The sequence below is a fragment of the Mycolicibacterium madagascariense genome (assembly GCF_010729665.1).
Lineage (GTDB): Bacteria > Actinomycetota > Actinomycetes > Mycobacteriales > Mycobacteriaceae > Mycobacterium > Mycobacterium madagascariense.
This window is the reverse complement of the sequence record NZ_AP022610.1, coordinates 685,683-704,084: the sequence shown is the minus strand read 5'-3', so window position 1 is coordinate 704,084 and position 18,402 is coordinate 685,683. Positions and strand designations below refer to the sequence as shown.

General features: G+C 70.3%; 16 protein-coding genes. 12 read left to right on the top strand and 4 right to left on the bottom strand.

The annotated features are described in order from the left end of the window. Nucleotides 1–71 precede the first annotated feature (71 nt). The 5 genes from G6N60_RS03200 (at nt 72) to G6N60_RS03180 (ending at nt 5,728) form a co-directional block, all read left to right on the top strand. Nucleotides 72–1,433 carry a sulfatase family protein gene (locus G6N60_RS03200; RefSeq protein ID WP_163732462.1) on the top strand — a complete coding sequence of 454 codons (1,362 nt, stop codon included), beginning with the start codon at nt 72–74 and terminating at the stop codon, nt 1,431–1,433. A 77-nt stretch (nt 1,434–1,510) separates the two neighbouring features. Then, nucleotides 1,511–2,311, top strand: coding sequence for a trehalose 2-sulfotransferase (stf0, locus tag G6N60_RS03195; protein ID WP_163732457.1), 801 nt, complete (start codon nt 1,511–1,513; stop codon nt 2,309–2,311). Continuing rightward, nucleotides 2,308–3,228: a sulfate adenylyltransferase subunit CysD gene (gene cysD / locus G6N60_RS03190; RefSeq protein WP_163732455.1), complete on the top strand. Its 921-nt coding sequence runs from the start codon at nt 2,308–2,310 to the stop codon at nt 3,226–3,228. Before stf0 ends, cysD begins: the two co-directional genes overlap by 4 nt. A 94-nt stretch (nt 3,229–3,322) precedes the next feature. Continuing rightward, nucleotides 3,323–5,191: a sulfate adenylyltransferase subunit CysN gene (gene cysC, locus G6N60_RS03185; protein WP_163732452.1), complete on the top strand. Its 1,869-nt coding sequence runs from the start codon at nt 3,323–3,325 to the stop codon at nt 5,189–5,191. 108 nt (nt 5,192–5,299) lie between these two features. Then, nucleotides 5,300–5,728, top strand: coding sequence for a hypothetical protein (locus G6N60_RS03180; RefSeq protein WP_163732449.1), 429 nt, complete (start codon nt 5,300–5,302; stop codon nt 5,726–5,728). Between the two features lie 35 nt (nt 5,729–5,763). On the opposite strand, the gene G6N60_RS03175 is transcribed toward G6N60_RS03180, so the two are convergent. Continuing rightward, nucleotides 5,764–6,879, bottom strand: coding sequence for a SpoIIE family protein phosphatase (locus G6N60_RS03175; RefSeq protein WP_163732446.1), 1,116 nt, complete (start codon nt 6,877–6,879; stop codon nt 5,764–5,766). Nucleotides 6,880–6,971: 92 nt separating this feature from the next. Between G6N60_RS03175 and G6N60_RS03170 the strand changes: the two genes are divergently transcribed. The 3 genes from G6N60_RS03170 (at nt 6,972) to G6N60_RS03160 (ending at nt 11,066) form a co-directional block, all read left to right on the top strand. Continuing rightward, nucleotides 6,972–9,188, top strand: coding sequence for an MDR family MFS transporter (locus G6N60_RS03170; protein ID WP_163732443.1), 2,217 nt, complete (start codon nt 6,972–6,974; stop codon nt 9,186–9,188). Between the two features lie 102 nt (nt 9,189–9,290). Continuing rightward, on the top strand, nt 9,291–10,208 hold the full coding sequence (locus G6N60_RS03165) for an LLM class F420-dependent oxidoreductase (protein ID WP_163732440.1): 918 nt from the start codon (nt 9,291–9,293) through the stop codon (nt 10,206–10,208). Nucleotides 10,209–10,217: 9 nt separating this feature from the next. Next, entirely contained in the window at nt 10,218–11,066 is an 849-nt protein-coding gene (locus tag G6N60_RS03160) for a hypothetical protein (protein WP_163732438.1), read from the top strand. Between the two features lie 4 nt (nt 11,067–11,070). On the opposite strand, the gene G6N60_RS03155 is transcribed toward G6N60_RS03160, so the two are convergent. Next, nucleotides 11,071–11,835, bottom strand: a complete 765-nt coding sequence (locus tag G6N60_RS03155) for a trans-aconitate 2-methyltransferase (RefSeq protein WP_163732435.1) — start codon at nt 11,833–11,835, stop codon at nt 11,071–11,073. Nucleotides 11,836–11,852: 17 nt separating this feature from the next. Between G6N60_RS03155 and G6N60_RS03150 the strand changes: the two genes are divergently transcribed. Genes G6N60_RS03150 through G6N60_RS03140 form a run of 3 tightly spaced genes read left to right on the top strand, consistent with a single transcriptional unit; the run spans nt 11,853 to nt 15,818 of the window. Continuing rightward, on the top strand, nt 11,853–12,746 hold the full coding sequence (locus G6N60_RS03150) for an amidohydrolase family protein (protein WP_163732432.1): 894 nt from the start codon (nt 11,853–11,855) through the stop codon (nt 12,744–12,746). Nucleotides 12,747–12,798: 52 nt separating this feature from the next. Beyond that, on the top strand, nt 12,799–14,589 hold the full coding sequence (locus tag G6N60_RS03145; RefSeq protein ID WP_246240264.1) for a glycosyltransferase family 39 protein: 1,791 nt from the start codon (nt 12,799–12,801) through the stop codon (nt 14,587–14,589). Nucleotides 14,590–14,609: 20 nt separating this feature from the next. Next, nucleotides 14,610–15,818 (top strand): alpha/beta hydrolase family protein, encoded by a 1,209-nt coding sequence (locus tag G6N60_RS03140; RefSeq protein ID WP_163732429.1) that lies wholly within the window; start codon nt 14,610–14,612, stop codon nt 15,816–15,818. A 13-nt stretch (nt 15,819–15,831) separates the two neighbouring features. Here G6N60_RS03140 and G6N60_RS03135 read toward each other — a convergent pair whose 3' ends face one another. Both G6N60_RS03135 and G6N60_RS03130 read right to left on the bottom strand, forming a co-directional pair. Beyond that, a complete protein-coding gene (locus G6N60_RS03135; RefSeq protein ID WP_163732426.1) occupies nt 15,832–16,740 on the bottom strand; it encodes a class I SAM-dependent methyltransferase in 909 nt (302 codons plus the stop codon). A 32-nt stretch (nt 16,741–16,772) separates the two neighbouring features. Continuing rightward, entirely contained in the window at nt 16,773–17,669 is an 897-nt protein-coding gene (locus tag G6N60_RS03130) for an oxygenase MpaB family protein (protein WP_163732423.1), read from the bottom strand. Nucleotides 17,670–17,774: 105 nt separating this feature from the next. Between G6N60_RS03130 and G6N60_RS03125 the strand changes: the two genes are divergently transcribed. Then, nucleotides 17,775–18,386, top strand: coding sequence for a TetR/AcrR family transcriptional regulator (locus tag G6N60_RS03125; RefSeq protein WP_163732420.1), 612 nt, complete (start codon nt 17,775–17,777; stop codon nt 18,384–18,386). Nucleotides 18,387–18,402: the final 16 nt, after the last annotated feature.

Here is an 18,402-nt window from a genome sequence, read left to right as displayed (position 1 = left end):
CGCCGTGGAGACGACGCCGCCGGGGCCTTACGGTTGCCGATTCGGCGCAGAACCTGTTGCGTGTATCAACGATGACGGACAACGTGCTCCTCGTGCACTGGCACGACCTCGGCAGACACCTCGGCGCCTACGGCCATGCCGACGTGAGCAGCCCCCGACTGGACCGCCTCGCCGCCGAGGGGATCCTCTTCACGCGCGCCCACGCCACCGCGCCGCTGTGCTCGCCGTCGCGCGGATCGCTGTTCACCGGGCGCTACCCGCAGGGCAACGGACTGGTCGGGCTCGCCCACCACGGCTGGGAGTACCGCGCGGGCGTTCGCACCCTGCCGCACCTGCTCACCGAATCCGGTTGGCACACAGCGCTATTCGGCATGCAGCACGAGACGTCGTTCCCGGGCCGGCTCGGCTTCGCCGAGTACGACGTGTCGAATTCGTACTGCGAATACGTCGTCGATCGGGCCACCGACTGGCTGCACGACGCCCCGCAGACCCCGTTCTTCCTCACCGCGGGATTCTTCGAGACCCACCGCCCCTACCCCCGCGACCGCTACGAGCCCGCCGATCCCGGCGCCGTGGAGGTGCCGGACTACCTCCCCGACCGCCCCGACGTGCGCGAAGACCTCGCCGACTTCTACGGCTCGATCGCCGTCGCCGACGCCGCGGTCGGCCGTTTGCTCGACGCGTTGGCCGAGACGGGGCTCGACGAGTCGACCTGGGTGGTGTTCCTCACCGACCACGGTCCGGCCCTGCCGCGGGCGAAGTCGACGCTCTACGACGCGGGCACCGGCATCGCGATGATGGTGCGCCCGCCCGCGCGGTACGGGGTGGCGGGCAGCGTCTACGACGACCTGTTCAGCGGTGTGGACCTGGTGCCGACCCTGCTCGACCTGCTCGGTGTCGAGGTGCCCGAGGACGTCGACGGGATGTCGCACGCCGACGCGCTGACTCGACCCGGCCACGAACCCGTGCGGTGGGAGGTCTACACGACGAAGACTTACCACGACTCGTTCGATCCGATCCGCGCGATTCGAACCAAGGAGTACAGCTACATCGAGAACTATGCGCCGCGGCCGCTGCTCGACCTTCCCCTCGACATCGCCCAGAGCGCCCCCGGCCGCGCGGTCGCACCGCTGAGCTCGGCTCCCCGGCCGAGCCGCGAACTGTACGATCTGCGCACCGATCCGACCGAGGAGGACAACCTCCTGGTGGGCACCGTGACCGCCGAGTCGGAGGCCACGGCGAACGAATTGTCCATGCTCCTCAACGACTGGCGGCAGAAGACCAACGACGTCATTCCGTCGGAATTCGCGGGCACCAGGATCTCGGCCCGCTATACCGAAACCTACATGCGCATCAACGGAATACGGTTGCCCAGCCGGTCGGCACTGGCCAGTGAGCGCGGCATCGAGGACGACGTGCGGGCACCGCAATAATTGCACTCACCCGGAATTTATCTACGACCGAAACACCGGGTGCGCAAGCGCTTTTCGACTTGGTTAGGCTCACGCGCATGCCGACTCCGTCTGCGTACCTCGTCCTCGCCTCGCAGCGCAGCGGCAGCACGTTGCTCGTCGAATCCCTGCGCGCCACCGGCGTCGCGGGCGAACCGCAGGAGTTCTTCCAGTACCTGCCGAGCACCAGCATGTCGCCGCAACCCCGGGAGTGGTTCGCCGGTGTCGAGGACGAGTCGATCCTGCGCCTGCTCGATCCGCTCGACGAGGGGAAGCCGGACCTGGCGCCGTCGGAGATCTGGCGCGACTACATCCGCACCGTCGGGCGCACGCCCAACGGGGTCTGGGGCGGCAAGCTGATGTGGAATCAGACGCCGCTGCTGCTGGACCGCGCCGAGGGCCTGCCCGATCGCTCGGGAACCGGCCTGCTGTCGGCGATTCGCGACGTCGTCGGCTCCGATCCGGTCCTCGTCCACGTCTACCGCCCGGACGTCGTCTCGCAGGCGGTGTCGTTCTGGCGCGCCGTGCAGACCCGGGTCTGGCGGGGCCGTCCCGATCCGGTCCGCGACGCGCGCGCCGAGTACCACGCCGGCGCGATCGCACACGTGGTGGCGATGCTGCGCGCCCAGGAGGAGGCCTGGCGGGCCTGGTTCGCGGAGGAGGGGATCGAACCCATCGACGTGTCCTACCCCGTGCTGTGGCGCAACCTCACCGACGTGGTCGGTACGGTTCTGGAGGCACTCGGACTCGATCCCCGGCTCGCACCGGCACCGGTGCTGGAACGTCAGGCCGACCACCGGTCCGACGACTGGGTGGATCGCTACCGCCGCGACGCCGAGAAGGAGGGCCTGCCGACATGACGGCTGCTACACGCGACGACACCCGGGTCGACGAACTACGGCTGCTCGAGGCCGAATCGGTGCACATCATCCGCGAGGTCGTCGCCGAACTTCAGCGACCGGTCCTGCTGTTCTCCGCGGGCAAGGACTCGATCGTCCTGCTTCGCTTGGCGGAGAAGGCCTTTCGGCCGTCACCGCTACCCTTCCCGGTGCTGCACGTCGACACGGGCCACAACTTCCCCGAGGTCATCGAGTTCCGCGACCGCCGGCTCGGCGAGCACGGTCACCGGCTCATCGTCGGATCGGTGCAGGAGTCGATCGACTCGGGGCGCGTGCCCGATCCCGGACCCGGCGCCTCGCGCAACCGCCAGCAGACGCGCACGCTGCTCGACGCGCTGGAGGCGGGCGGTTTCGACGCCGCGTTCGGCGGGGCTCGCCGCGACGAGGAGCGGGCCAGGGCCAAGGAGCGCATCCTGAGCTTCCGCGACGAGTTCGGCCAGTGGGATCCGCGCGCCCAGCGACCCGAGCCGTGGTCGCTGTACAACGGCAGGATCAAGAAGGGCGAGCAGGTCAGGGTGTTCCCGCTGTCCAATTGGACCGAGCTGGACATCTGGCGCTACATCGAGTTGGAGAACCTCGAGTTGCCGTCGATCTACTTCGCCCACCAGCGCGAGGTCGTCGCTAGGGACGGCATCCTGCTCGCCGTGTCGGAATACGTGCAGCCCACGGCCGACGAGACCGCGGCCGTCGAATGGGTGCGCTACCGGACCGTCGGCGATCTCACGATCACCGGCGCGGTGCGCTCGCACGCCACCGACATCGCCGGTGTCATCACCGAGATCTCCGCGGCGACGGTGTCCGAGCGCGGCGAGACCCGCGCCGACGACCGGACCTCGGTGGCGGCGATGGAAGATCGCAAGCGCGAGGGCTACTTCTGATGGCCGGGCGAGCGAAGCGACGGGAAATGGTCACCGGGCGAGCGCAGCGACGGGAAACGGGAACCAGGCGAGCGAAGCGACGGGAGATTTACGGATGACGACTCGCCAACTGCTGCGCATCGCGACTGCGGGCTCGGTCGACGACGGGAAGAGCACGCTCATCGGGCGGCTCATGCACGACACCGACAGCCTGCCGCTGGATCACCTCGAGGCCGTCACCGACGACGAGGGCGTCGCCGACCTGGCCGCGCTGTCGGACGGTCTGCGCGCCGAACGCGAGCAGGGCATCACCATCGACGTGGCCTACCGGTTCTTCTCGACCGAGGCGCGCAGCTACATCCTCGCCGACACCCCCGGCCACGAGCGCTACACGCGCAACATGTTCACCGGGGCGTCCAACGCCCACGTCGCGATCCTCCTCGTCGACGCCAGGGCCGGTGTGCTGCGTCAGACGCGCAGGCATGCCAGGATCGCAAAGCTGTTGGGCATCAAGCACTTCGTGGCGACGGTGAACAAGATCGACCTGGTCGACTTCGATCAGACCCGGTTCAACGAGGTGGCCGCGGAGCTGCAGCAGATGGCCGCCCGCCTCGGCGGTGCCGAGCTGTCGGTGATTCCGATCGCCGCCAAGCACGGCGACAACGTCGTGCACCGCTCGGAGAACACCGACTGGTACACCGGGCCCACGCTGCTGGAGTACCTGGAGAACATCGAACTCTCGGCGCCGCAGCCGCAGGCCGACAAGCTTCGGCTGCCCATTCAGTGGGTGTCGCGGCCGACGACCGAGCAGCGCCGTCGCTATACGGGTCGCATCTCGGCGGGCACGCTCAGCGTCGGCGATGCCGTCGTGTCGCTGCCCGCAGGCACCAGGTCGACCGTGACGGCGGTCGACACCCTCGACGACGATCGCGCGACGGCCGTTGCGCCGCTGTCGGTGTCGATCGAGTTGGCCGACGACATCGACGTGGGCCGCGGCGACGTGTTCGTCAGCGGCGCCGACGACGCGACGCTGCCGGTGCTGGCCCGCGAGCTCGACGCGACGGTCTGCTGGTTCACCGAGACGCCCCTGCGCGCCGGTGACCGGGTGGCGTTGAAGCAGACCAGCAAGACGGTCCGCGCGACGGTGCAGGCGCTGCACACGCGCCTGGATCCCGAGACCCTCGACGAGCTCGACAACCCAGTCGAGTTGTCGCTCAACGACATCGGTGAGGTGACGCTGCGCACCAGCTCGGTGGTCATCGCCGACTCCTACACCGAGAACCGCGACAGTGGTGCCTTCATCCTGATCGACGAGACGTCGAACGAGACCATCGGCGCGGGCACCATCATCGAGCCGCGGGAGGTCAAGCCCGGCGGCCAGACCCGCAACGACATTCGTTGGCATCCTTCGTCATTGGATCGTGCGCACCGGTGGAACGCCACCGGGCAGCGGGGTGCCACCATCTGGTTCACGGGGCTGCCCGCCTCGGGCAAGTCGACGATCGCCGTCGCGGTCGAACGGGCCCTCGTGGAGTCCGGTGACGTCGCCTACCTGCTCGACGGTGACAACATCAGGCACGGGTTGTCCGACGACCTCGGGTTCACCGCGGGCGACCGGGCCGAGAACATCAGGCGCGTCGGGCATCTCACGCGGTTGTTCGCCGACGCCGGCGTCGTCGCGCTGGCCTCGCTGGTGTCGCCGTTGAAGTCGGACCGGGAGATCGCGAGGGCGCTCAACGACGCCGCGAAGCTGCCGTTCATCGAGGTGTACATCTGCACGTCGGTCGAGGAGTGCGAGAAGCGCGACCCGAAGGGCCTCTATGCCAGGGCGCGGGCGGGTGAGCTCAAGGGCCTCACCGGCGTCGACGCCCCCTACGAGGCACCGGAGAATCCCGACCTGACCCTGGACACGACCGGTGCCGACATCGACGAACTGGTGGCCCAGGTGCTCGACGTCCTGCGCGCACGCCGCGACGGCGCCTGACTATTGTCAGCATGTCCTGACAAAATGTTGACCAGCTGCGCTGATCCTGGTAAGAATCTCCCAACCCATCCGAGGAAGTGACTGCGTTCACGAGGAGTCCACATGATCGTGCGTCGAATGGTAGCGGCCGCGGTGGCCGCCGTCGCGTCGACCGTGGTGTGCGCCGGACCGGCCGCGGCCGACGACTTCACCGGGACGTACTCGGTCACGCTGATCGGCGCGACCGGTCAGAGTTCGTGGTCGACGCGCACCGCCTGCGCTCCCGCGGGGTCCTGCGTCGCCCACGTCACCAGCTCGGTCGGGTGGAGCGGCAACGCGACGCTATCGGGCAACCGCTGGACGATGACGGTCGCGCGGGCCGACGGCCACAGCTGCCCCGACGGCACCCGGCATGCGGAGATGCAGACCTGGTCGTGGGACGCCACGACCCTCGACGGTGAGGTGGGCGGCGTATCGACCGACCCCGCGTCTTGCCCAGTGGGACAGGCGAATTCGTTCTCTCTCACCCGCATGCGCGTGGGCGGTACGCCCCTCTGATTCAGGCGGCATTCCGCTCTGATCGAGGCGGCCCGCTAGCCGTCGCGCGGCACGCCGAACGCCAGCACCGCGGTGTCGTCTTCGACACCGGGGCCCAGTGACTCGAGCAGTCCGTGGATGGCCTCCACGATCGACGACGCCGAACTCGGCGCCTGCGCCTCGACGAACCGCAGCAGCGCGCCCTCGTCGTCGTAACGTTCGTTGCCGATACCGGTTCCGGCTTCGGTCAGCCCGTCGGTGTAGAGCATCAGCGTGTCCCCCCGGTCGAGGTCCAGCTGGGCCGAGACGAAGTGCGGGTTGGCACTGAGACCGGCGGCGTGCCCACCCGTGACGTCGACGTAGTGCGCGGTGCCGTCCGCACGCAGCACCAGCGGAGGCGGATGACCTCCGCTGGCCAGCTCGACGCGAAACCCCTTGCCAGCGCTGGTGATTCGACCGTAGATCAGCGTGCAGAAACGGTTGCGCTCGCCCTTGAGTTCCTGGCTCAGCACGGTGTTGACGTTGGTCAGCACCTGCTCGGGGTCGTCGTCGTAGACCGCCGCCGCGCGCAGCGTGTACCGCGTCAGCCCACTGATCACCGCGGCCTCGACGCCCTTGCCCGCGACGTCGCCGAGGAAGAAGCCCCACGTGGCGCGCGAGAGGGGGAAGAGGTCGTAGAAGTCGCCGCCGATGTCGTCGGTCGAGGCCGCGAAGTAGTAGTCGACGGCGTCCAGGCCGGGCGGCGGTGAGAGCAGCGGGGGCAGCAGCGAGCGGCGCAGCGTTTCGGCGAAGACCCGCACGCGTTGGTTCTCGTCCTGCGCCCGGGCCCCGGCGGCGACGACGTCGCGTTCCCACGACCGTCGTCCGGCGGCCTCCAGCACGGCGATGTTGCGCATTCCGCGGCCGTCGGCGGCGACGTTGGCGGCGAGGAAGACCGGGAGCACGCCGCCGTCGGCGGTCACCAGATCCACCGGGACACCGCTCAGTGCGTCCTCCCGCGGCATGGGGACGGTGAGGAGTTCGTCGAATGACTTGCCGCGCAACGCTTCTCGCTCGTAGCCGAGCCATCGCGCCAGGGTGGCGTTGACGCGGATGATGCGACCGTCCATGGTGGCGACGACGAGGCCGCATGGCGAGTCCTCCCAGGAGGCCTCGACTCCGTCGCTCGTCATGGGGGGTGGCATACCCACTGTTCTCACCCACTATCGCCAAGACTGGTGTGGCGATTGGGTTACGGCGTGGGTCCAGCCCGCACAATGGGGGTATGACGGCAACGATGACGGGACCGCCACAGCCTCCTCGCCCACCGCAGGCCGCGTCGGCATCGACCGCCGACGCGGAGGTGGCGGCGCCCAAGCGCAACCTCATCTTCACGGCCGTGCTGTTGGGCATGCTGCTGGCCGCACTCGATCAGACGATCGTCGCGACCGCGCTGCCCACCGTGGTGGCCGATCTCGGCGGCGCGGGCCACCAGGCCTGGGTGGTGACCAGCTACCTGCTGGCGTCGACCGTGGTGACGGCGATCGTCGGCAAGCTCGGCGACCTGCTCGGGCGCAAGACCGTCTTCATCGTCGCGGTGCTGTCCTTCATGGCCGGTTCGGTGCTGTGCGGCCTGGCCAGTTCGCTGCCCATGCTGGTGGGGGCGCGTGCGCTGCAGGGCATCGGCGGCGGCGCCATCATGGTCACCGCGACGGCGGTGATCGGCGAGGTCATCCCGCTGCGCGAGCGCGGCAAGTACCAGGGCGCCCTCGGCGCGGTCTTCGGCGTCACGACGGTGATCGGCCCGCTGCTGGGCGGCTTCTTCACCGACCACCTGAGCTGGCGCTGGGCGTTCTGGATCAACGTCCCGGTGGCCGTCGTCGTGCTCGTCGTCGCCGTCATCGCCATCCCCAGCTTCGGCACGAAGGCGCGTCCCGTCATCGACTACGCCGGCATCGTGCTGGTCGGTCTCGGCGCCACCGGGCTGACCCTCGCCACCAGCTGGGGCGGCACCACCTATGGGTGGGGCTCTCCGATGATCATCGGCCTGTTCGTCGGCTCGCTGGTGGCCATCGGCGCGTTCGTGGCCGTCGAACTGCGGGCGCAGGAGCCGATCCTGCCGATCCGGCTGTTCCGCGAACCGGTGTTCGCGGTGTGCTGCGCGCTGTCGTTCGTCGTCGGGTTCGCGATGCTCGGCGCGCTCACCTTCCTGCCGACGTTCATGCAGTTCGTCGACGGCGTGTCGGCCACGACGTCGGGCCTGCACACCCTGCCGATGGTGGTCGGGCTGTTGACCATGTCCATCAGCAGCGGTGTCATCGTCGGCCGCACCGGCAAGTACAAGCTCTTCCCGGTGCTCGGTACGGCGACCATGGCGGTCGGCTTCGTCCTGCTGTCGCGGATGGGGCCGGACACCTCCACCCTCGTGCAGTCGCTCTATCTGGTGGTGCTCGGCGCCGGCATCGGCATGTGCATGCAGGTGCTGGTGCTCATCGTGCAGAACACCGTCGACTTCGCCGATCTGGGCGTGGCGACGTCGGGGGTGACGTTCTTCCGGACCATCGGCAGTTCCTTCGGTGCGGCCGTGTTCGGCTCGCTGTTCAACAACTTCCTGCAGGACCCGCTGGCCGACGCCATGGCCCGCAGTGGCGCCCCCGCGGCGGCGGCCCAGTCCCCCGACGCGCTGCACCGGCTCGCCCCCGAGACGGCCGCGCCGATCGCGTCGGCCTACGCCGATGCCCTCGACCACGTGTTCCTGTACGCGGCGCCGGTGGCCGTGGTCGGCTTGGTGCTGGCGCTCATGCTCAAGCAGGTGCCGTTGCGCAACAACGCCGTCAGCACCGCGGCCGACCTCGGCGAGGGGTTCGCCATGCCGACGACGGACTCGCCCGACCAGTTGCTGGAGAACGCCGTCGGCCGGCTCATCCGGCAGGGGTCGGGGGTCCAGCTGCGCACGCTGGCGCGGCGGCCGGACAGCAAGCTCGACGTCGGACGGTTGTGGGCGGTGCTTCAGGTGTACCGCTTCGGCCAGGCCGCCGGTCAGGCGCGGTCCGGCGACATCGCCGATCATCTCCGGGTGCCGTGGGAGGTGCTCGAGCCGACGTTCGACCGGCTGGTCGCCACCGGGTACGCCGAGCGCAGCGCGGACGTCTTCTGGTTGACGAAGGCCGGCGCGCACCAGGTCGAGTACGTCAGGGCCGGGATGGTCGACTGGATGACCCGGCGGCTCGTCGAGACGACGGGCATGCAGTCCGCGCCGGACCCGCACGTCGTGGGGACCACCATGGATCGCATCGCGCAAAACGTTCTGGTGCAACGTGATTGGAGCGACGATGCCACGCACGCGATGCGGATGCGGCCCCCGCGCACCACGCCGCAGCCACCCCGGCGGACACCGACACCCGCGCCGCCGCGGCCACGTCCACCCCAGCCGCGCCCACCCCGGCCGACCGAGCCGCCCACCACCCGGTTTCGACCGCCGCCCGGGCCCCCGGCCCGCTAGGCCGCGAGGTCTCGAGAAATCGACCAGCTGCCCACTTATTCCCGCTTCGCACTCGGCGTAACGGCGTTCCGCCGGGCGCCGCGAGCTGGTTAGGTCGACGGTGTGACCGTGAAACTGGGCTACCAGATCCCGAACTTCTCCTATGGCACCGGCGTCGAGCAGCTCTTCCCGACCGTCGTCACCCAGGCCCGCGAGGCCGACGAAGCCGGGTTCGACGCCGTGTTCGTGATGGACCACTTCTACCAACTGCCGGGCCTCGGCGCGCCCGAGGAACCGATGCTGGAGGCGTACACCACGCTCGGCGCGCTGGCCGCGGTGACCGAGCACGTGCAACTCGGCACGCTCGTCACCGGCAACACCTACCGCAACCCCACGCTGCTGGCGAAGGCCATCACGACACTCGACGTGATCAGCCAGGGTCGGGCCATCCTCGGCATCGGCACGGGGTGGTTCGAACTCGAACACGATCAGCTGGGGTACGACTTCGGCACCTTCACCGACCGCTTCGAGCGGCTCGACGAGGCGCTCGACATCATCCTGCCGATGCTCGCCGGCGAGCGGCCCACCGTGTCCGGCACGTACTACCGCACGCAGGAGGCAATGGCCGAACCCCGCTTCCGCGACCACATCCCGCTGATGATCGGCGGCAGCGGTGAGAAGAAGACGATTCCGTTGGCAGTCGAGCACTTCGACCACCTCAACGTCATCGCCGGCTTCGACGACCTGCCGACCAAGGTCAGGGTGATCAGGGAGCGGTGCGAGGACGTCGGCCGCGATCCGGCCACGCTGGAGACCAGCATGCTGATCACCGTGATCGTCGACGAGAAGGCGACCATCGACCAGGTCCCGGAGGCCCGTCGGGCGCGGGCCGCGGTGGGCACGCCCGAGGCGATCGCCGAGCAGATCAAGACCAAGGTGTTCGACGCGGGCATCGGTGGCATCATCTTCAACATGCCGCACTACGTGCCGGGTGCCGTCGCCGCGGTCGCCTCAGCCCTCGCGCCGCTGCTCCCCGAGTAGCGTTGGGCGATGGGCTGGTTCACGCGCCGCAAGGCGACGCCGGGACGGTTCCGGGTCACGGCCGTCACCGAGATGCCGTCGCGCGGCACGATGGTGCTCAACGGCGTGCCGGTGCGGAAGTACTTCGTCTCCGGCCTTCTCGACGCCGAAGGCGTTGCGCCCCAGGCAGTCTCGTACGAGCTGCGCGCCGGACTGGACCGCACGCCCGCGGTGGGCGAGGTGCTGGCCGCCGACATCGACGAGGTGGGGCCGCCCGCGAAGGCGACCGTCCACTGGGGCACCCCGGACGACCACCGGCTGCAGGCCGCTGCGCAGGGCGCGAGCGAAGCCGAGGTACTCGCCGAGCTGATGCGGTCCGGCCGCGCGACCCACGCCCCGGGTGAGGCCGACCCCCTGGGCATCGCGGCGACCGACCCCGCCGTGGCCGACACGCTCGCGCAGCAGCTCGGTGCCGCACTGGGCACCCCGATCTCGCTGGACGTCGACCTCGACGGCGTCCGCAAGACGGTGCACGCGGGCGGCGGCGGGCACCTCACGTCGGCCGAAGCCGCCGAGTTGCTCCGCACCGGCATCCCCGCCACCGCAGTCATCACCGGGGCCTCGCGGGTGCCCCTGCCCGCGGCGATGCTGCCGGGGTCCGAGGCGTCGCTGTGGGATCTGGAGCTGCGCGTGCGACGCTCCGACGGCACCAGCTTTCACGCCAGCAATCGCACCGCGTATCGGACCGAGGCCCGCCGCAACGCCCTTGGCGCCGTTGGCCTTACGATCCCGGTCCGCATCGACCCGAACGACGAGTCCCGCGTCGCCGTCGACGGCGACACCTATGACGCCGGCCATCCGGGCGCGCCCCCACGCTGAGAAGCTATCCGACCTGAGCGACGACGAAGATCCGGCGGAAGGGGAAGAACGTCCGCCCGTCGGGCCGCGCGGGGTAGCGCTCGTCGAGCAGCGGGATGAGCTCGTGCCGGAACTGCTGCCACTCGTCGTCGTCCAGGGCATCCCTGACCGGGGTGAGCGCGGTGCCGGTGATCCAGTCCAGGACCGGGTGCTCGCCGGTCAGTTCGTGGACGTAGGTGGTCTCCCAGGTGTCGACGGTACAGCCGGCGTCGGCGAGCATCGAGGCGTACTCGACGGCCGAGTCGACCACCTTGCCGACGCGAAAGGGGATGTCGCGCAACCTGTCCAGCCATGTGGGACTGCTCGCCAGCTCGCGCACGGCGGCATGGGACGGTGCGTCGAAGTTGCCGGGCACCTGCACGGCGATCCACGCGCCGGACGGTAGTTCGGCCGCCCAGCGGACCAGCAGCTCGCGATGGCTCGGCACCCACTGCAGCGCCGCGTTGCTCACCACGACGTCGGTGTCGGGCTCCGGCGTCCACGTCTCGAGCCCGCCGAGCGTCGCGTCGAGGCCACGCCCCCGCGCGGCCTCGACCATCTCGGCAGAACTGTCCACGGCCTGCACGACCGCACCCGGCCACCGGTCGGAGAGCGTCGCCGTCAGATTGCCGGGGCCGCAACCCAGGTCGACGACGCGGCGCGGCGACGTGGCGCGCACCCGCGACAGCAGGTCGTAGAACGGACGCCCGCGGTGGTCGGCGAAGGCCAGGTACACGTCGGGATTCCACATGAATACCATCCTGTCTGATGACCGACGAGGCGACGGCCGTACGTGCCATGTGGGAATCGTGGGGATTGCCTGGGATCGTCGACGTCCACACGCACTTCATGCCGCGGCGCGTGATGGACAAGGTGTGGCAGTACTTCGACGCCGCGGGCCCGCTGGTCGGCCGGTCCTGGCCGATCACCTACCGCAGCGACGAAGCCGACCGCCTCGCCACGCTGCGGAGCTTCGGGGTGCGGGCCTTCACCTCGCTGGTGTACGCCCACAAACCCGACATGGCCGCGTGGCTCAACCAGTGGTCGGCCCAGTTCGCGGCGGCGACCCCGGATTGCCTCGCGACGGCGACGTTCTATCCCGAGCCCGGTGCGGCCGAGTACGTGGCCGCCGCGATCAACGGTGGTGCCCGGGTGTTCAAGGCGCACGTCCAGGTCGGCGCCTACGACCCGACCGACCCGCTGCTCGACGACGTCTGGGGCGTACTGGCCGACGCCCGCGTCCCCGTCGTCATCCACTGCGGGTCCGGCCCGCAGCCCGGCGAACACACCGGACCCGGACCCATCCGGGCGGTGCTGGCCGCCCACCCGGGACTGCGCCTCGTCATCGCCCACCTGGGCATGCCCGAGTACGTCGAGTTCCTCGACGTCTGCGACGCCCATCCGGAGGTCCGGCTCGACACGACGATGGCGTTCACGCCCTTCGTCGAGGAGCAGATGCCGTTTCCCGCCGCCGAGCGCGGCAGACTGCTCGACCTGGGCGATCGCATCCTGTTCGGCAGCGACTTCCCCAACATCCCCTACGGCTATCCCGAGGCCATGCGCGTGATCGCCGAGCTGCCCGGCGTCGACGACGCGTGGTTGCGCGGGGTCTTCCACGACAACGCCGCGCACCTGTTCGGGCTCGATGCCGGTCACAGCTGATCCGCAGTAGTCGCCAAGGCGCCCCGTAGCCAAACCCGACAGGGTGGCCCACGTGATCGCGCGGTGGCCACGGTGGGGGCTCGCCGTCCTGCTGGCGGGCACCGCGGCGATGTACTTCCCCGGACTGTCCGCCTCCGGTTACGGCAACGAGTTCTACGCCGCCGCCGCGCAGGCCGGCGCACGGAGTTGGTCGGCGTGGTTCTTCGGATCGCTCGACGCGCACGACTTCATCACCGTCGACAAGCCTCCGGCCGCCCTGTGGGTGACCGGCCTCTCGGTCCGGCTGTTCGGCGTGCACGGCTGGGCAGTGCTCGTGCCACAGGCCGTGATGGGCGTCGCGGCCGTCGCGATCCTGTTCGCGGCCGTGCGTCGCGTCGTGCCGGATCCGCGGCTGGGCGCCGCGGCGGGGCTGCTGGCCGGCGCCGTACTGGCGTGCACCCCGGCGGCGGCGCTGATGTTCCGCTTCGACGATCCCGACGCGCTGCTCACCCTGCTGCTGGTCACCGCCGCCTACTGCCTCGCCCGCGCCGTGCACGGGGCGTCGTGGCGCTGGCTGGTCCTGGTCGGCGTCGCCGTCGGCACCGCGTTTCTGACCAAACTGCTGCAGGCCTTCCTCGTCCTTCCCGGCTTCGGGCTCGCCTACCTGCTGGCCGCTCCCACGACGCTGCGCACTCGGCTGGCCCACCTGGCCGCAGCCCTCGGCGCGCTGGTCGTCGCCGCCGGGTGGTGGGTGCTGATCGTGCAACTCATCCCGGCCAACGCGCGCCCCTACGTCGGCGGTTCGACCGACGACACCGTGCTCGATCTCGCCTTCGGCTACGACGGCTTCGGCCGGCTGCAGGGGCCGCACGCGAGCCCGGCCGTCGCCTCGATGGGCCCGCCGACGGGTCCGCGCCGGCTGTTCCTCGCCGAGATGGGCGACGAGATCTCCTGGTTGCTGCCTGCCGCGCTGTTCGCGCTGGCGTTCGGCGGATGGCTCGCGCTGCGCGGTCACCTCGGCCGCGCGGAGCGGGCGGCGACGGTGTCCTGGGGTGGCTGGCTGCTGGTGACCGGCGCGGTCTTCGCTGGCGTGCACGGCACCATTCATCCGTACTACACCGTCGCGCTGGCGCCCGCGGTCGGTGCGCTCGTCGGCCTGGGTTCGGCATGGGCGTGGCGGCTGCGCGCGACGTGGGACGGCCGGGTCGGCCTCGCCGGGCTGGTGCTGACCGGCGGCTGGTGGTCGTCGATATTGTTGCGCCGCAACGACTTCGGTCCGCATTGGCTGCCACCCCTGCTGCTCGTTGCGACGGTGGCCGCCGCCGCGTGCGCGATCATCGGGCGACGGCTGCTGCCGGTGGCTGCGGGCGTCGGTGCGGCCGCAGCACTCGCGGGCACCGTCGCGTTCAGCGTCGCCACCGCCGCGACCCCGCACCACGGTGCCATCCCGGTCGCGGTGGCCCCGGCCGGCCGGCGGACGGTGACCGACGGCTGGCTGGGCGACGAGGGCACCAACCCCGCGCTGGCGGCCATGCTGCGGGCGAGCCCCAGCGAGTGGAGCGCGGCAACCACCGGCTCGCAGTCGGCCGCGGCGCTGGAACTGTCCTCGCAGACCGCGGTGATGGCGGTCGGCGGATGGAGCGACGATCCGGTGCCGACCCTGGCGCAATTCGTCGCCGACGTGCAGTCCGGCCGCATCGGCTACTACGTCGAGCCCGGTCTCGGCGGAGCGGCGCGCCCGCACGGCCGCATCATCCGGTCGGCGAACCACAGCGCCTCCCACGCCAGGGACATCGCCGATTGGGTGGCCGCCCACTATCCGGCCGTCTCGGTCGGGACGTCGCTGGTGTATCGGCTGCGCTGACCGCCGCGCTACGATCGCGGGTGTCTCCTTCGCGGCCGAACGCCGCTGCTCCGGTCGATCCGCCCCTGCCCGTTCCCGACGTCTCGGGCGCCGACGCCTCGGTCCGCGGACTGCCGCGCCGCGTCGACCTGACGTGGCAGCAGAAGCTCGTCGTCGACTCCTCGGCCGCGGCCGACCTCGGTCTGCGCACGGCCATCGCCTCACTCGTCGGGGCCGCCATGCTGCCCCGCCTCGCCGTGTCGGCGCTGCGATCCGGCGACACCCGGTCCGAGCGCGACGCCCTGAGCTTCTACGCCGAGCTGGCCGCCGCCAAGGATCCACAGCTGTCCTTTCCGGCGCCGACGGAACTGCCGCGGGTCTCGTCGCGGCCCGCCAACCCGATCGCCGAGTGGACCGCCCACGGCCCCGTCCAGAACATCCGGTTCCAGAGCAGCTTTCAGGCGGTCAACCCGGCGCTGCGCACGAAGCGCGGCGGCTACGCGCGCAACAATGTCGTCCACGCCCAGCACTGGCGCCACGACGACGGGCCGCGTCCGACGCTGTGCCTCATCCACGGGTTCATGGGATCGGCGTACCTGTTCAACGGGCTGTTCTTCTCCCTGCCGTGGTTCTACCGGTCGGGGTACGACGTGCTGCTCTACACCCTGCCGTTTCACGGGCGCAGGGCCGAAAGGCATTCTCCCTACAGCGGTTACGGGTACTTCGCGGACGGCATGTCGGGTTTCGCCGAGGCGATGGCGCAGGCGGTGCACGACTTCCGGTCGGTGATCGACTATCTGGAATACACCGGCGTCGACCGCATCGCGCTGACGGGGATGTCGCTCGGCGGCTACACGTCGGCACTGATCGCCGGCGTCGACGACCGCGTGCAGGCCGTCATCCCCAATGTGCCCGTCGTGACGCCGGATTCGGCGTTCGACGACTGGTTCCCCGCCAACCTGCTCGTCACGCTCGGGAACCGGGTGACCGGGGCCGACCCGGGTCTGACGACCGCCGCGTCGGCCTACCACTCGCCGCTGAACTACGCACCGCTGATCCCGAAGGACCGGCGTCTCATCATCACCGGCCTCGGCGACCGGCTGGCCCCACCCGAGCAGGCCGAAATGCTGTGGCGCCATTGGGATCGCTGCGCGTTTCACTGGTTCCCGGGCAATCACGTGCTGCACGTCAGCCAGCCGGACTACCTCCGTCGGATGACGCGCTTCCTGCGGCCGTTCATGTTCTCCTGAGCGGGCCGTCGAGCTAGCCGCGCTTGACGGCGGTCACCAGGCTGTTGGAGTCGACCATGGGGCCGGCCTCTGGATCGTCGGCGGGCACCGGCCTGCCGACGCGATCGAGGTACTCCGCCAGCCGGGTCGGCGCGGCGTCCCAGCCGCGCGCGCCGAACCACTCGTCGGCAGGCGCGATCTGCTCGTTGTAGATGAGGGTGAAGAAGGTGCCCTCGTGGCCGGCGTCGCGCTCCTCGCGCCTCTTGGCGTCGAACACCGCCTGCGGCATCGGCCTGCCCTCCTCGACCGCGATCCGGCTGCCCGGGCTCGATAGTGCGTCGATGCCCGTGAACAGCTGCTCCTGCGCGGCCGCGGGCAGGTAGATCAGCAGGCCCTCCGCGATCCACGCGGTGGGCACGGTCGGGTCGAATCCGCTGTCCTGCAAGGCCTTTGCCCAATCGTCGCGCAGATCCACGGCCACCTCGCGGCGCTCGGCCCGCGGTGCGTCACCCGCCTGCGCCATGACGGTGCGCTTGAACTCCAAGACCTTCGGCTGATCGATCTCGTAGATCACCGTGCCGTCCAGCCACGGCAGCCGGTAGGCGCGGGAGTCCAGACCGGCGGCGATCAGGACGACCTGGCGGACGCCGGCCTCGATCGCCTCGGTGAAGTACGCGTCGAAGAACTTGGTCCTGGCCCCCTGGAAGGACACGAAGTATCCCCCGAAGTCACCGTCGAGCAGCTGCTGGCCGTGGCTACCGGAGATCACGCCGTCGACCACGTCGGCCCATTCGCCGCCTGCCGCGCGACAGAAGCGCGCGGCGTACGGGTCGGACGAGAGCGGTTCCGCCTTGGCCGACTCCAATGCCCTTGCCGCCGCGACGAACAGGGCCGTCGACCCGACGCTGGTGGTGATGTCCCAGGTGTCTCCCTCGGTGCGCATTCCGCCGACGATACGCCCGCATCCTGGCGCGGTTACACGAGCGGACGCCCGGTCCTGATCCGCCAGTCGAGGTCCTTGAGCAACACGTTGAACGGGAACCGCCGCACGGGCCCCGGCGACAGGTGCACCGCGGTGCGCAGGGCGGCCATCAGCCGGTCGAACCGGCGCTGTCTGCGGTCGTCCCACGGCAGCCGCATCTCGTCGCGGAAGCGCTGCGGCAGGAACCCGGTGGTGATCAGCAGGGCCAGACCCTCGTGCCACCGCTGCAACGGACCCGGTAGCGCCAGACCCCGAAGACGGCTCACCGCAATGGGATACAGATACTCGCGGACCGCGTCGTCGATGTGGATCGTGGCGAGCTGGTCCTGCCAGTACGCGTCGAAGGCGGCCCGATCCCGCGGCCACATCTGCGGTGGCACCTGCAGCGTGGTGCCCAGCGACATGCTCTGCGCGTAGTGCCGGTCGGCGGTCTCGTCGTCCATCTCGCCGACGAACGTCCGGTGGGCGTCGACGCCCCCCTTGTAGAGGCACGCGGCCACCCACAGCTGCAGATCCGGGTCGAAGGCCCGGTAGGCGACGGGGCTCTCCTCGGTCGAGTAGACCTGCGCGTGGGCCCGGTTCACCGCCCGGCGGAAGGCGGCCTTCTGCTCGTCGCTGCCGCGGCCCGCCACGGCGAGATAGGTGAACGTCGTGCGGGCCCGCTTGATGGGATGGCGGTCGATGCGGCCGCTCTCGACACGGCTCTCCAGCACTCCGTATCCGACGCCGGGCCTGGCCAGTTGCATGATCACGTTCGCGGGGCCCAGCAGCAGGGCCACGCCGAGCAGACCCTCGTCGAGCGTCGGCCCGGTGCGCCGGCGCGGGCGCCCGGCCCGTGCCAGCGGTGGCCCGCTGACGGGTCGCTCGACGTGGCCACCGCTGATCGACACTGCGCAACCTCCACCCGACAATCTGACAACGAATGTTTCCCGATATTGCTCCGGTGCCGCCGGGGTGTCAAGATCGTGGGCATGGCAGTCGTAGGTGCGGAATAGGTGCGGCCCTACGGTGGCGTGCAGGCGCGCGACCGGGTGGCCGACCGGCGGCGCCGACTCCTCGAGGCGGGCCTGCAGCTACTGGGCAGCTCCGACCGCCCCGACGAGCTGACCGTGCGCGCCGTCTGCGCCGAGGCGGCCGTCTCGGCGCGCTACTTCTACGAGAGCTTCACCGACAAGGATCAGCTGGTCGCGGCGGTGTTCGACGGCGTGATCGCCGACATCGCCGCGACGACGCAGGCCGCGGTCGCCGCGGCGCCCCGTGACGAGCAGAACCGCGCGGGCATCGCCAACCTCGTCCGCGTCATCGCCGACGACGTGCGTGTGGGGCGCTTGCTGTTCAACGCCCAGCTCACCAATCCGGTACTGGCGCGCAAACGCGCCGAACTCGGCGGCGTGTTCGCCCTGCTGTCCGGGGACCACGTGACCACGGCCTACCGGCTCCCCCGGCGCGAGTGGGTGACGGCCGTCGCGCACTTCGTCGTCGGCGGTGTCGGCCAGACGATCAGCGCCTGGGTGTCCGGTGACATCGCCATGACGCAGGCGGAGCTGGTCGATCAGCTCACCGGCATCGTCGACACCCTGGCGGCTCGCAGTCTCGACCGCACCTGACCCACGAGGGGGGAGC